Origin of the sequence: Arthrobacter sp. (assembly GCF_031988865.1) — a bacterium.
GTDB lineage: Bacteria > Actinomycetota > Actinomycetes > Actinomycetales > Micrococcaceae > Arthrobacter_B.
Genome location: NZ_DALZXY010000093.1, coordinates 1 through 12,603 on the forward strand (window position 1 = coordinate 1; position 12,603 = coordinate 12,603).

Genomic DNA, 12,603 nt, shown 5'->3' on the forward strand with positions numbered 1-12,603 from the left:
CAGCCGGCCGCAGCGCCGCGCCAGGACCCCCGCGGCCAGGCGGTGGCTACCGCCGGGGCAGCCGTGCAGGACCGCTTCAACCAGCTGCTTCAGCGTGTCCTCGCGAAGCCGCCCGTCCGGAAGGCCGCCAAGGACCTGGGAATCAACCTGGCCGATGTACCGGCCACCGGAGCCGGGGGAGAGGTCACCAAGCAGGACCTGATCAGCTACCAGGCCCAGCGCGAGTCGGAACAGGATTCCGCGGACACCTTCTGGTCGCCTTCGACCAAGCCCCAGGAACGCCGGATCGAGCGGATCCCGGTCAAGGGCGTGCGTAAGGCGACGGCCAAGGCGATGGTGGACAGTGCCTTCACCGCCCCGCACGTGAGCATCTTCGTTGACGTGGACGCCTCCCGGACCATGGAGTTCGTCAAGCGCCTGAAGGTGTCCCGGGATTTCGAGGGCATCAAGGTCTCCCCGCTGCTGATCCTGGCGAAAGCCGTGATCTGGGCAGCCGCCCGCAACCCGTCGGTGAACGCGACCTGGTCTGACGACGAGATCCTCGTCAAGCACTTTATGAACCTCGGCATCGCAGCCGCCACGCCGCGCGGCCTGATGGTTCCGAACATCAAGGACGCCCAGGACCTCTCGCTGAAGGAACTGGCCATCGCGCTCAATAACCTTGCCACCACGGCGCGTGCCGGCAAGACCCCGCCGGCGGACATGCGCGGCGGAACCCTGACCATTACCAACATCGGCGCCCTGGGCATCGACACCGGCACACCAATCATCAACCCGGGCGAGGTCGCGATCGTCGCCTTCGGCACCATCAAGCAGAAGCCCTGGGTGCTCGACGGCGAAGTCATCCCGCGCTGGATCACCACCCTTGGCGGCTCCTTCGATCACCGGGTGGTGGACGGGGACCTGTCTGCACGGTTTATGGCCGATGTTGCAGCCATCCTGGAGGAACCTGCGCTGCTGCTGGACTAGGCTCGAAGGGAAGCAGCAACGATCGGAGAACCATGGCAATGAATCCCGGACCCGGGAACCGCGGCGGCGGGCCCCAGATCGACTGGAAGCGCACGCTGTGGATCCTCGCGGGCGCATTCATCGTGTCCAGCCTGCTGATCATCCTCCTGCCGGGCCTTGGCACCCTCTGGCGGCTGGCGATCATGGCGCTGCTCTTTGTGATCGTGGTGCCCTGGGTGGACCGGCGGCGCCGGAAGTAGCGATGTGAGGACGGCCCGGCTTAGGACGCCCGTCCCTCAACCGCCCGGCGGATCACCGGCGCGAGCCGGCGGATGCCCTCGCCGATGTCCTCCGGCGACACGGCACTGAACGCCAGGCGCAGCTGGGAGCTCGGGGCATCCCCCGGGGTGAACGCTGCGCCGGGAATGAACACCACGCCGGCGTCGATGGCCTCGGTCAGCAGTGGATACGTGTCGATGCCCTCCGGCAGGCTCACCCAGATGAAAAACCCGCCGTCCGGCACAGTCCATTCCACGCCCTCCGGCATATGCTCTCCGAGGGCACTAAGCATGGCGGCGCAGCGGTCCGCGTAGAGGGTGCGTGAATCCCGGATGCGTCCCATCCAGTCGAAATCGCGGAGGTACGCTGCGGTGATCAGCTGCGTCAGCGGCGACGGGCACAGTACGACGGCTTCACATGCCAAGTAAAAGCGCCGGAAAAGGTGCCTGGGCACCAGTGCCCAGCCCAGGCGCAGACCGGGCGCGAAGATCTTGGAGAACGAACCGAGGTACAGCACGTCTTCGGGGTGGTTGGCCCGGAGCGGAACGAGCGGCTCGCCGTCGAAGCGCAGCAGCCCATACGGGTTGTCTTCCAGCACCAGGATGTTGTTCTCCCGGCAGATGCGGACGACGTCGTCGCGGCGCCCAGCGGAAAGGGTGATTCCGCTCGGGTTGTTGAAGCTGGGAATCGTGTAGAGGAACTTGATCCGCTTGCCCTCGGCCCGCAGTGAGCGGATCCGCTCCTCCAGGGCCTCCGGGATCAGTCCCGCTGAGTCCATGGGAACCGGCTGCAGATCCACTTCGTAGGCCTCGAAGGCGTTTAGTGCGCCCACATAGGTGGGGTCCTCGCAGAGCACAACATCCCCGGGGTTGCAGAACACCTTGGCCGCCACGTCCTGGCCGGACTGGGAGCCGGTGGTGATGACGATGTCCTCGGGATCGGCGTTCAGGATGCCCTCCGCGGCCATCACCTCGCAGGCCAGTTCCCGCAGTTCCTGCAGGCCCTGTCCCGGGCCGTACTGGAGGGCTGCCAGGCCTTGGGTGCGGATGATCTCCGCTGACGCATCGGCCAGCTGGTCCAGGGGGAGGGACTGCAGGTACGGGCTGCCCCCGGCGAGGGAAATAAGGCCCGGGCGGATGGAAATGTCGAAAACATCGCGGACTGCCGACTGCTTGATGTGGAAGGCCCGGTCGGAAAGCAGGTCATGGTGCCGATGGGCGGAATCCGTGGCCCGGTCAAGCGCCACCTGTGCTTCCGGAGTCAGCGTTGATCCCGTGGTCTCCTCAAAAGTCATGGGCCACATCATGGCACCGAGGTTGACCGATAAGCAACACACGTTTCCTAAATCCAACCAGCCTTATGCGCCTTCACCCCGGCCTGGAAGCGGCTTTCGGCCTTCAGTTCTTCGAGCATCCAGGCGATGTGGCGCCGGCAGGTGCGCACACTGATGCCCACCCTCCGGGCGATGACTTCGTCCGAGTGTCCGGCTGCCAGGCCGGCCAGCACGGACCGCTGGGTGCTGGTCAGCCCGGCCTTGCCCGGGTCTTCCTCGAGGAAGGGTGCCGCCAGGCTCCAGGCGAACTCGAAGAGCATGGCGAACAGGCCGATCAGGTTCGGGTCCCGGATGACCAGTCCTGCGCGGTCATAGCTGTGCAGCTGCCGGGCCACGACCGCTACTTTGTCATCGAAGATCAGGGTGCGCAGCGGGACGTAGGGGAGCGTCCGGAACTCGCCGCCGGACCCGCTGATCATTTCCACGGCCTTCCGGGTGGGCACGTGGTCACGCGTGCTGGAGTGGTAGAGGGTCTGCCGCCGGACGCCCGCGTGCAGCAGATCCAGGTCCTTCTGGACACTTTCCTCCTGGAAATCGGCGTTGGAGCCGTGCCCGGGCCGGGCAATCAGGACGCGATCGGATACCGAACGTCCGTACTCGATCAGGACGCGCTGCACCTGTTCCGGGTCTTCCAGCACTTCCACTGAGGCATCCGCTGCTGCCTGCCGGCGTGCCTCGGCGAAGGTGGGTACCAGGCTCGCCAGCTCCCGGCGCTTGGATCCGATGCGGGAGCGGAGTTCGAGCATCGCCCGTTCATCGGGATCCACAAGTTCGGCAAGCGCGACGTCGGGGGAAACGGCGGTGTAGACGGGTGTGCCGGTGCCTTCGGCGAAAAGCAGGCACCGTGAGCGAAGCTCGTCCACAGCCTGATCTATGGCGCGGGTTGTGTACCCCAGGGCGTCGGATGCCTCTGCGGGGGTCCAGCCAGGGTGGGAGACCGCGTAGCGGTACACCTCAACTGACACCTGATCAAGCACCTTCTCCTCCTCAAGCCGCGGCGTAATGGTCATCAAAACCGTTACGTAAGTCAGCACCGGTGCCCTGTCATCCCGGTGGGCAAAGCATTCCGTGTCCAAATTGGAACCCGGAGAGAATGCCATGGCAGGTTAATGCCAATGTTTACACTATCTCCCCGTGTGGGGCACTTTATCCTCCGAAAACCATGCCGCACAGCGTGTCGCCGCTGGCTCCACTAGGGGTTTTGAGGCCGCTTCGGGCATCAAGCGGACATGACAGGAAGCTGAAATTCGGAACTGTGGACACGCCATCACGGGGCGGGGGAAGCTTTCGGAGTCAAACACGGCCGGCTGTGCAACCAGTCGAACTTATAAGAGGGGATACGACCATGAAGAAAGCCACAGGATCGACGGTTTCCATCAAGAGCTGGGAATGGTTCTGACTTAGTCCCCTCACCTTGGGGGGAGAACCATCCAGCACAAACCATATAGACCCGCCCCAGCGGTGGTAACCAGCTTTGAACCCGGAGGAAGACGCCATGAGCCAGCTAACAGCAGTTCGAAACGCCTCGCGAACTAATGCAAGCACTCAGTGGTGGACACTTTCCATCTATACCGGCGGCTTCGATGTAGCGGACGGCATCATTGGAGAACTGGTTACCCCGCTGGCGGCGCAGGCTCAGCTCTGGGGGGCGCAGCGGTGGTTCTACACCCGCTGCTCCGAGCCTTCAAACGCACACGTGAGAATGAAAATCCTAGCTCCGCACGAAACACTGGAGCGGCTGCAGTCGCTCCTTGGGGCCCTCCAGGAACAGGCGAGCGGTGTGATCGGGCACCTGAGCGTCACACATGCCTTTGGGGAACCCGCCTGCGACCGGCTTGGCCCCGGAGGCGCTGAACAGCAGGACCCGCGGGTGGAGGCCGACCTCGCCAAGTACGGCGGAGTCGAAGGCCTGGCCCTGGCGGAAGAGGTTTTCGAACTCTCCTCGGACTTGGGCACCTGGGCGACCGCCCGCTTCCCCAAAGTCCAGAACCGGTGGGCGCTGGGCTCGCTGCTCCTCTTCGATTCGGCGCGGAGCATGATGAAGGGGCCACGGGCCTCCAGCTGGCCGGACCGGCGCCGGCTTTCCTGGGATTACTACTGGGACAGCCACCTGCGCAGCTGCACCGCGGGTTTTGGGCCCCGCGCGGCAAGCGTCCGGCAGGCGATGACCGTTCAGGTCAGCGCGAAGGTAATGCCCACGCATCGCCTGATGGCGGCGACGGCGGCCGAGTCCGCGGTGGAGAACTGGCGACGCCGCTGGTTCCGCACCATGGACACCTACCTTTACCGTGCAGACAAGGCCCGGGTCAGCCGCAGCGCCCAGCACCTCACGGTGTACCAGGCGCACATGCTCCTGAACCGGCTTGGACTGTCTCTCCGGGAGGAAGCTGCCATGGGCCTCTACGCCCGGACCTGGAGTACAGAGCGCGAAGCCATGCTCCTGGACAAGCACTAGCCTCTCCGGATGGACCGGGGGAACATCTTGAAAAACGAAGGAGGTCGTCACGGTGACACAACGGAATGAAGTAGTTCTGGCTGCGGACAGCAAGGACCTGGGAACGGTCCTGGGCTGCAGTGAAGGCACCGTTGAAGACATGCGCGACATGGGGTACGTCGAGTCGCGTGGAGAGCTTTGGAGCGTTGGGCCGGCGCGCGATTACCTCAGGGACGCGGCCTGGGCCGACGGTCTCTGGGACTAATGGATTTCCTGGCCGGAGCGGAGACCGCAGGCCAGGAACTCCGGAGCAGGAAACTGCGCCACCACAAATGTCCGCCGAATCGGGACGGCTCCACTGCGGGAGCTCATGACGAAGCGGCGGCACGGGGTGGATAACACCCCACAAGGACGGATCTGCCTGTGCCCCCCCTACAGGCGGATCCGTCCTTTATTTTCTCCGCCACCAACTTGTTCAGTAGCCTTACTATTTTTTAGGTAGGGTTGGTGGCGGGGCCGCACGCAACCGGCTGTCCCACAGGTTCACGAGATGGAGGCTTTTATGGCTGATCAGAGCACTTCCGAAAACGGACTATCCATCCCCGGTGCGCCGGCGCCCCAGCCGCCGAGTCTGGCTGAGCCAACGGAACCGCACGAGCCCCTGCCGCCCAAGCCGGACCAGGACGGGCCGGAGACAGTTTCCCCCACAGGTGTTCCTACGGGAGCACCGAAGACTGCCACCGCGCAGTCGGGCCGTTACCTGACCACCGCGCAGGGCGCTCGGCTCCAGGACACCGACCACTCGTTGAAGGCGGGACCGCGAGGGCCCGTCCTACTGCAGGATCACCATCTGCGGGAAAAAATTACCCACTTTGACCACGAGCGCATCCCGGAGCGTGTTGTCCACGCACGCGGCGCCGCCGCCCACGGGGTATTCGTCGCCAACGGCGCGGCTTCCGGCATTACCCGCGCAGGGTTTCTGGCGAAGGACGCACAAACTCCCGTTTTCGTCCGTTTCTCGACAGTTCTTGGCTCCCGGGGCTCGTCTGACACGGTCCGGGACACCCGAGGCTTCGCCACCAAGTTCTACACCGACGAAGGCACCTACGACCTGGTCGGCAACAACATCCCGGTGTTCTTCATCCAGGACGCGATCAAGTTCCCCGACGTGATCCACGCCGGCAAGCCACACCCGGACCGGGAAATTCCGCAGGCCCAGAGCGCGCATGACACTTTCTGGGACTTCGTCTCCCTGCACACTGAAGCGCAGCACCACACAATGTGGAACATGTCCGACCGCGGCATTCCGCGGTCCTTCCGCACCATGGAAGGCTTCGGCGTCCATACCTTCCGCCTGGTCAATGCCAAGGGCGAGACATCGCTGGTGAAGTTTCACTGGAAGCCGCGGCTTGGCGTGCACTCGCTGGTCTGGGAAGAAGCCCAGATCATCAACGGCATGGATCCCGACTTCCACCGCCGGGACCTGGCCGACGCCATCGAGGCGGGCGCCTACCCCGAGTGGGACCTCGGCGTCCAGGTCTTCCCCGACACCGAAGAGGAAATGTTCGAGGGCATCGACCTGCTTGATCCGACCAAGTTCGTTCCCGAGGAACTGGCTCCGGTGCAGATCATCGGCACGATGACCCTGAACCGGAATCCGACCAACTACTTCGCCGAAACCGAGCAGGTCGCCTTCCACCCCGGCCACCTGGTGCCGGGCATCGACGTCACCAATGACCCACTGCTGCAGGGCCGGCTGTTTTCCTACATCGATACCCAGCTGACCCGTCTGGGCGGCCCGAACTTCCACCAGATTCCGATCAACCGCCCGCATGCCCCGGTCAACGACATGCTGCGGGACGGGTTCCACCAGGACGCCGTGCACAGCGGAGTAGCCCCCTATCAGCCCAACTCGCTGGATGGCGGCTGTCCGTTCCTGGCTGGCGCTGACATGGGTGCATTCATCGACGTCCCGACGCCGGTGGCCGAATCGCGGAAGGTGCGCCAGAGCCCGGCCACCTTCGATGACCACTACAGCCAGCCGCGGCAGTTCTTCCGCTCCTTGACCCCGGTGGAGCAGGACCACGTGATCCAGGCCTACACCTTCGAACTGGGCAAGTGCTACGAGGAGAACATCCGGATCCGCCAGTTGCAGCTGCTCGCCAATATTGACGAGCGGCTATGCGCCGAGGTGGCAGCCGGACTGGGTCTTCCGGTCCCGGCACCCACGCTCACGGTCGAAGACGCTGACCCGAGCCCGGCCCTCCGGCAGGTTGGGAACTCGTGGCCGGTGGCGGGGCGGATCATCGGCATCCTGGCGGATGACACTACCGATCTGGCAGCCTTGACGCAGCTGCGCGCCGCCATCGACGCAGCGGACATGGTTCCGCTGGTCATCGCGCCGAGGGGCGGGAAGCTGGGCGGTGAGATCCCGGCGCAGCGGACCTACCTCACGGCCCGCTCCACCGAGTTCGACGCCGTGATCGTTGCCGGCTCCGGCGAACACGGCGCCGATGACGCTGACAGCCTTGATGCCAAGGCCGGAAATCCGGCCGGGCACCCCGCCGTCGATCCGCGTGTCGCCATCCTGCTGACGGAGGCCTACCGCCACTCCAAGGCCCTGGCAGCTTGGGGTTCGGGCGGGGCCGTGCTGGCGGCGTCGGGCATTCCGGAAGGCGCCCCGGGGGTACTCGTGGCGGAACCGGCGGAGATGGTGCCGGATCTGGCGGCGCTGCTGTCAAAGCACCGGGTTTGGGAACGCTTCCCGGCCGCGTAAAGCGCCTGACGACCTAACCGGCAAAGGCCGGCTACGGCCGGCAGCGAAGCGGGTCCGGAGAGGAGGAATCCTGCTCCGGACCCGCTTTCGCGTGCCCCCAGCTGTGTCCGGCAGCGGAGCGCCCCTAGCCGGAGGCCGAGGGCTCAGAATCCATCGTCTTGATGAGGACCAACAGCGCCTGCCGCAGGCCGTCCGTCCCCGGCGTGGCCTCACAGGTTTCCTTCCGCAGGGCGAGTTCATCCAGGATCTGCTGGCCGGCCCTGTTCCTGGACCACGCCGCCTGCGGGGACGCGTCCGCGTATCCGGCAGTGCCCAGGGCAGCGAGGCCGGCCGCTGCGTCTCCGACGGTCAGGCCGGCCGTTTTGGCAACCTCAGCCACCGGTACCCCGTCTCTGGAAAGTGCTCTCAGCGCGGCCAGGGAGTTCTCTGTCAGGGACAGATCGGCTAAATATTGGATCCGTGCCTGTCCTGACAGGTGAGCGGCAGCACCGAGCAGCAGGTGCAGATTGCCGGTCGCAGGCAGGGACTGGTCAGCGCCCAAGGCGCCACCCTGGCGGAGCCCAGCCAGCCGGAACTTCATGGCCGGCGAAAGACTCGCAGGCGGAACACGAGTAACTGACAACACCTGGCCCGCGCTCGGTTGGTCCCGTGTAGTACTCGTAAATTAGATAATCGTCGACGCCGCAGTGGTGGCATATCGGCAAGTGTGCCGGGAGGCCCATCAATAACTCCATAAAATGTATCCAGGAAGCTAGGGCCGCGTCTTGACCGTATTCAAATATCGTAGTATCTAACCTCGGACACGACAATTGGGGGAATCAGAGTGCGGGCACTGGGGCGGGAAATGAAACATGGATGACCTGAGGTCCGGGACCGCGACGGCGGCACAACTGCAGGATTTGCTGGTGCACCACGAGGACGTGCTGGAGTTTCTCCAGCACCTGGCCCGGTTGAGTTCCTCTTCGCTGTCCTCGCGCGGCCCGGTGTACTGCGGCATTACGCTGCAGCGGTCCCGCGGACTCAGCTACACGGTGGCCAGCAGCGACAGCACCGCGCTGGAGATGGATGAAATGCAGTACGCCTTCGATGACGGGCCCTGCCTGCACGCACTGCGCGTCCACGAACCCGTCCATGTCCCGGACACGTCCTCGGACGAACGCTGGCCGGAGTACATGAAGCACGTCGTGGCGCAGGGCGTCCAGTCCGTTTACGCAGTTCCCTTGGGCCTTGAGGGGCATTCCCGGGCGGCCATGAATCTCTACTCCCGGTCCGCCGGCGTGTTCGACGAAGAATTCCAGCGGGTGGCCCGCACCTACGCAGCCGAAGCCTCGCTGGGACTGCGCCTGGCGGTAAGGATGTCTCAGCACGCGGCCGCCGTGGAAGATCTGCAGGCAGTCCTGCAGTCCCGCACGGACATCGACTTGGCGGTCGGCATCATCATGGGACAGAACCGCTGCACCCAGCGTGAAGCCTTCGAAACGCTGAAACGCGCCTCAAACGGCCGGAACCTTAAACTCAAGGTCCTGGCCGGTGAATTGGTGGCTCGGCTGAACGGCGCGCCGTCCGAGACCCATTTCCAACCGTCGTGACGGCGACTGCACGCCGCGGCGTTCCGCTCCGCACCGCACTGTTCGGCTATGGCCTGGGCGGCCGGGTGTTCCACGCGCCGCTGCTGGCCCAGGACCCGCACTATTCGCTTGACGTTATTGTCACTGCCGACCCGGCCCGTGCGGCGGCCGCCGCTGCCGCCTACCCGGATGCCGCCGTCGTACCCAGTGCAGAAGCGGCGCTGGAGCGCGCGGGGAGCCTCGATCTTGCCGTCATCAGCACCCCGCCGGGGACGCACGCCCCACTGGCGCAGGCGGCACTGGATGCCGGGCTCGGCGTCGTGGTGGATAAGCCCTTTGCCCACACGGCGGAGGCCGCTGCGGACCTGATCGAACAGGCCGGTGCGGCGGGACTGATGCTGTCGGTGTTCCAGAACCGGCGCTGGGACGGGGATTTCCTGACCCTGCGGGGCCTCCTGGAACGCGGCGCGCTTGGAACCGTGACACGCTTTGAGTCCCGGATGGAGAGTTACAAGCCCACCGTCACCAAGCCGTGGAAGGCAGCCTCCGGGGCAGCCGACGGCGGCGGAATCCTGTTCGACCTAGGTCCCCACCTGATCGACCAGGCGCTCCAGCTCTTCGGACCGGCCGAGCCGGTGTACGCCGAAGTCGCCGTCCGGCGCGGCGGTGGAGGTCCGGACGACGATGCGTTTGCCGTCCTGCAGCACGCCTCAGGTGTGCAGTCCCAGCTGTGGATGAACTCCCTCGCGCCGCAGGCCGGTGACCGGTTCCGGGTGACCGGATCCGAGGCTTCCTGGATCAAGCGCGGCATGGATCCCCAGGAAGCCCAGCTCGACGCCGGCCTGCTGCCCGGCGCTCCCGGCTACGGCACCGAGGACCAGGCGGTATGGGGCCTGCTGGGCCGGGACGGAACAGCGGTACCGGTACCCACTGTGCCCGGACGCTACCAGGACTACTACGCCAAGCTCGCGGAGAGCCTGCTGCAGGGTGCTCCGGTTCCGGTGGACCCGGCGGATTCGCTGCGCGGACTGGAGATAATACGCCGGATCCACGCCGGCCTGTAATCCGCCTTTCCGCCCCGCGTAACGGCCGCCCGCGAAAGCGACCCAAATCACGATGTGTGAAACGTCTCGCCTAGCATTTTAGGAATGCACCTCAAAGACCGGATCGAAGATTCCACCCTGAGCCGGCAGCAAGTCGGAATCATTGCCATTTGTACAGCCCTCTACATGATCGACGGTTTTGACGTCCTGGTCATGGCCTTCAGCGCAGCCGATGTTTCCAAGGAATGGGACCTCAACGGCGCTGAACTCGGTTTCCTGCTCAGTGCCGCCCTAGTGGGCATGGCAGTTGGATCGATCTTCGTCTCCACCATTGCGGACGTGATCGGCCGGCAGAAGACACTCCTGATCGGCGTCTGCGTTGTCGCCCTCGGCATGCTTGGCGCGGTGTTTGCACCGTCCTACGCCGTCCTGCTTATCCTCCGCCTGATCACCGGCGTCGCCATCGGCACGCTGCAGGCCACCATCAACGTGTTTGCCTCGGAATTCTCCAACGCCAAGCGCCGGTCCACAGCCCTGGCCATCGTCAGCATCGGCCAACCGATCGGCGGGGTCCTGGGCGGCCTGGTCACGGGTGTCCTGATCGTCTCCTTCGGCTGGCGTTCGGCCTTCCTTTTCGGCGCCGTCGCGACGGTCATCATGATCCCGCTGGTGATGAAGTTCCTGCCCGAATCGATCGACTACCTGTCGGTTCGCCGGCCTGCCAACGCCCTGGAACGCATCAACGAGACCCTGCGCCGGATCGGCCAGGAACCCGTTAGTGAACTGCCGGAGCAGGCGGTGCGGAGCGAGAAGAAGTCCCGTTTCGCCGACGTCCTGACCGGGGCGAATGCCCGCAGGACCATCCTGCTTTCCCTGGCGTACTTCATCCTGATGGCGAGCTTCTACTTTGCGAACTCCTGGACGCCGAAGCTGATCACGGCCAGCGGCTTCAGCGCGCAGGACGGCATCACCGCCGGCGTGCTGTTCAGCGTCGGCGCCATCACGGGCGCCGTGGTCCTGGGCGTCTTTGGTGCGCGTTACGAGATGCGCAAGGTCCTGGCGGTGTTCTTCGTCGTCGGCGCCGCCACCTTCGTGGCGTTCGCCAATTCCACCGAGGGATCCCTGCCTCTGGCGCTGTTCGCGGCCGCCCTCGTCGGCTTCGGCTCCAATGCCCCGATCGCCGGCATGCTGGCGATCAGCCCCACCTACTACGACTCGGACGTCCGCAGCACGGCATTGGGCCTGGTCATCGGGATGGGCCGGGTGGGCGCGATAGTCTCCCCGATCCTGGCAGGCACGCTGATCGACGGCGGCTGGACGCCCGGCGACCTGTACTTCCTCTTTGTGATCCCGATGGGCCTGGGCGCCGTCGTGATCTCCATGCTGGGCGCCCCCGTACTCCGAGGTGCCATGGCCAAGGTGCCGGCGGCCCACTGACCGCACCCGGAACATAAAGCGCGGGCCGGCAGTCCTTTCGGGGGCTGCCGGCCCGCGCTTTCGGTGCCATGAGGGGATCAGGGCGCCACGAGCTCCGCCCAGCCGCTGGCCAGCTCCAGGTTGTGGGCGTCGGAGACCGACTGGTGGGTCACCGATCCGCCGGCGATGTTCAGGCCGCGGGCCAGGGCCGGGCTGGCTTCGAAGGCCTCCCGAACGCCCTTGTCCGCCAGCGCGACGGCGTACGGCAGGGTCACGTTGGTCAGCGCGTAGGTGGAGGTGTTCGGCACAGCGCCGGGCATATTCGCGACACAGTAGAACAGGGAGCCGTGCACGCGGAACGTCGGGTCCTCGTGCGTGGTGGGGCGGCTGTCCTCAAAGCAGCCGCCCTGGTCCACGGCTATGTCCACCAGGACACTGCCGGGCTTCATCCGGGCGACCATGGCATTGGTGACCAGTTTCGGGGCCCGGGCGCCGGGAATCAGCACTGATCCGATGACCAGGTCCGCGTCAAGCAGAGCGCGTTCGATTTCGAAGGCATTGGAGGCGACCGTTTTGATGCGCCCGGCGTACTGGGCGTCGAGCTCGCGGAGCCGGTTGATATTGATGTCCAGCACTGTGACATCAGCATGAGCGCCGACGGCGATGGCCACGGCATTGGTGCCGGCAACACCTGCGCCCAGCACAACAACCTTCGCCGGACGTACGCCGGGGACTCCTCCCAGCAGCAGGCCGGGACCGCCCGCCGGGGCCATCAGGCACTGCGCGCCCACCTGCACGGCCAGCCG

Annotated in this window: 12 protein-coding genes; 8 read left to right on the forward strand and 4 right to left on the reverse strand. The window is 65.5% G+C overall.

What is annotated here, in order from left to right:
- Both RTN46_RS14250 and RTN46_RS14255 read left to right on the forward strand, forming a co-directional pair.
- Nucleotides 1-969 (forward strand): dihydrolipoamide acetyltransferase family protein (locus tag RTN46_RS14250; RefSeq protein ID WP_312182340.1); only part of this gene is annotated, 969 nt, incomplete at its 5' end.
- 32 nt (nt 970-1,001) lie between these two features.
- Complete coding sequence (locus RTN46_RS14255) at nt 1,002-1,208, forward strand: hypothetical protein (RefSeq protein ID WP_312182341.1); 207 nt, start codon at nt 1,002-1,004, stop codon at nt 1,206-1,208.
- A 20-nt stretch (nt 1,209-1,228) separates the two neighbouring features.
- On the opposite strand, the gene RTN46_RS14260 is transcribed toward RTN46_RS14255, so the two are convergent.
- Nucleotides 1,229-2,521 (reverse strand): PLP-dependent aminotransferase family protein, encoded by a 1,293-nt coding sequence (locus RTN46_RS14260; protein WP_312182342.1) that lies wholly within the window; start codon nt 2,519-2,521, stop codon nt 1,229-1,231.
- A 47-nt stretch (nt 2,522-2,568) separates the two neighbouring features.
- Nucleotides 2,569-3,660, reverse strand: a complete 1,092-nt coding sequence (locus tag RTN46_RS14265) for a helix-turn-helix transcriptional regulator (protein WP_312182343.1) — start codon at nt 3,658-3,660, stop codon at nt 2,569-2,571.
- A 395-nt stretch (nt 3,661-4,055) separates the two neighbouring features.
- Between RTN46_RS14265 and RTN46_RS14270 the strand changes: the two genes are divergently transcribed.
- From RTN46_RS14270 to RTN46_RS14280, 3 genes are all read left to right on the forward strand, one after another.
- Nucleotides 4,056-5,015 carry a lantibiotic dehydratase C-terminal domain-containing protein gene (locus RTN46_RS14270; RefSeq protein WP_312182344.1) on the forward strand — a complete coding sequence of 320 codons (960 nt, stop codon included), beginning with the start codon at nt 4,056-4,058 and terminating at the stop codon, nt 5,013-5,015.
- Between the two features lie 52 nt (nt 5,016-5,067).
- The gene (locus RTN46_RS14275; RefSeq protein ID WP_312182346.1) at nt 5,068-5,259 is read left to right on the forward strand and encodes a hypothetical protein; all 192 of its coding nucleotides are present in this window, start codon (nt 5,068-5,070) and stop codon (nt 5,257-5,259) included.
- A gap of 297 nt (nt 5,260-5,556) precedes the next feature.
- Nucleotides 5,557-7,770, forward strand: a complete 2,214-nt coding sequence (locus tag RTN46_RS14280; protein ID WP_312182348.1) for a catalase — start codon at nt 5,557-5,559, stop codon at nt 7,768-7,770.
- 124 nt (nt 7,771-7,894) lie between these two features.
- Here RTN46_RS14280 and RTN46_RS14285 read toward each other — a convergent pair whose 3' ends face one another.
- Nucleotides 7,895-8,350 carry a hypothetical protein gene (locus tag RTN46_RS14285; protein WP_312182350.1) on the reverse strand — a complete coding sequence of 152 codons (456 nt, stop codon included), beginning with the start codon at nt 8,348-8,350 and terminating at the stop codon, nt 7,895-7,897.
- Between the two features lie 271 nt (nt 8,351-8,621).
- On the opposite strand from RTN46_RS14285, the gene RTN46_RS14290 reads away from it, so the two are divergent.
- The 3 genes from RTN46_RS14290 to RTN46_RS14300 all read left to right on the forward strand — a co-directional run bounded on the left by RTN46_RS14290 (nt 8,622) and on the right by RTN46_RS14300 (nt 11,818).
- Complete coding sequence (locus RTN46_RS14290) at nt 8,622-9,359, forward strand: GAF and ANTAR domain-containing protein (protein WP_312182351.1); 738 nt, start codon at nt 8,622-8,624, stop codon at nt 9,357-9,359.
- The gene (locus RTN46_RS14295; RefSeq protein ID WP_312182352.1) at nt 9,356-10,402 is read left to right on the forward strand and encodes a Gfo/Idh/MocA family oxidoreductase; all 1,047 of its coding nucleotides are present in this window, start codon (nt 9,356-9,358) and stop codon (nt 10,400-10,402) included. The genes RTN46_RS14290 and RTN46_RS14295 overlap by 4 nt, the downstream gene beginning before the upstream one ends.
- 84 nt (nt 10,403-10,486) lie before the next feature.
- The gene (locus RTN46_RS14300) at nt 10,487-11,818 is read left to right on the forward strand and encodes an MFS transporter (protein ID WP_312182353.1); all 1,332 of its coding nucleotides are present in this window, start codon (nt 10,487-10,489) and stop codon (nt 11,816-11,818) included.
- Between the two features lie 77 nt (nt 11,819-11,895).
- Here the strand turns inward: RTN46_RS14300 and RTN46_RS14305 are convergent.
- Nucleotides 11,896-12,603, reverse strand: a 708-nt coding sequence (locus tag RTN46_RS14305; RefSeq protein WP_396157812.1) for an alanine dehydrogenase, incomplete at its 5' end; no start/stop codon positions are given.

Excerpts from the sequence above, each read along its gene's own strand:
- RTN46_RS14255 (WP_312182341.1), top strand. The coding sequence starts at position 1,002 with ATGGCAATGAATCCCGGACCCGGGAACCGCGGCGGCGGGCCCCAGATC.
- RTN46_RS14260 (WP_312182342.1), bottom strand. The coding sequence starts at position 2,521 with ATGACTTTTGAGGAGACCACGGGATCAACGCTGACTCCGGAAGCACAG.
- RTN46_RS14265 (WP_312182343.1), bottom strand. The coding sequence starts at position 3,660 with ATGGCATTCTCTCCGGGTTCCAATTTGGACACGGAATGCTTTGCCCAC.
- RTN46_RS14270 (WP_312182344.1), top strand. The coding sequence starts at position 4,056 with ATGAGCCAGCTAACAGCAGTTCGAAACGCCTCGCGAACTAATGCAAGC.
- RTN46_RS14280 (WP_312182348.1), top strand. The coding sequence starts at position 5,557 with ATGGCTGATCAGAGCACTTCCGAAAACGGACTATCCATCCCCGGTGCG.
- RTN46_RS14285 (WP_312182350.1), bottom strand. The coding sequence starts at position 8,350 with ATGAAGTTCCGGCTGGCTGGGCTCCGCCAGGGTGGCGCCTTGGGCGCT.
- RTN46_RS14290 (WP_312182351.1), top strand. The coding sequence starts at position 8,622 with ATGGATGACCTGAGGTCCGGGACCGCGACGGCGGCACAACTGCAGGAT.
- RTN46_RS14300 (WP_312182353.1), top strand. The coding sequence starts at position 10,487 with ATGCACCTCAAAGACCGGATCGAAGATTCCACCCTGAGCCGGCAGCAA.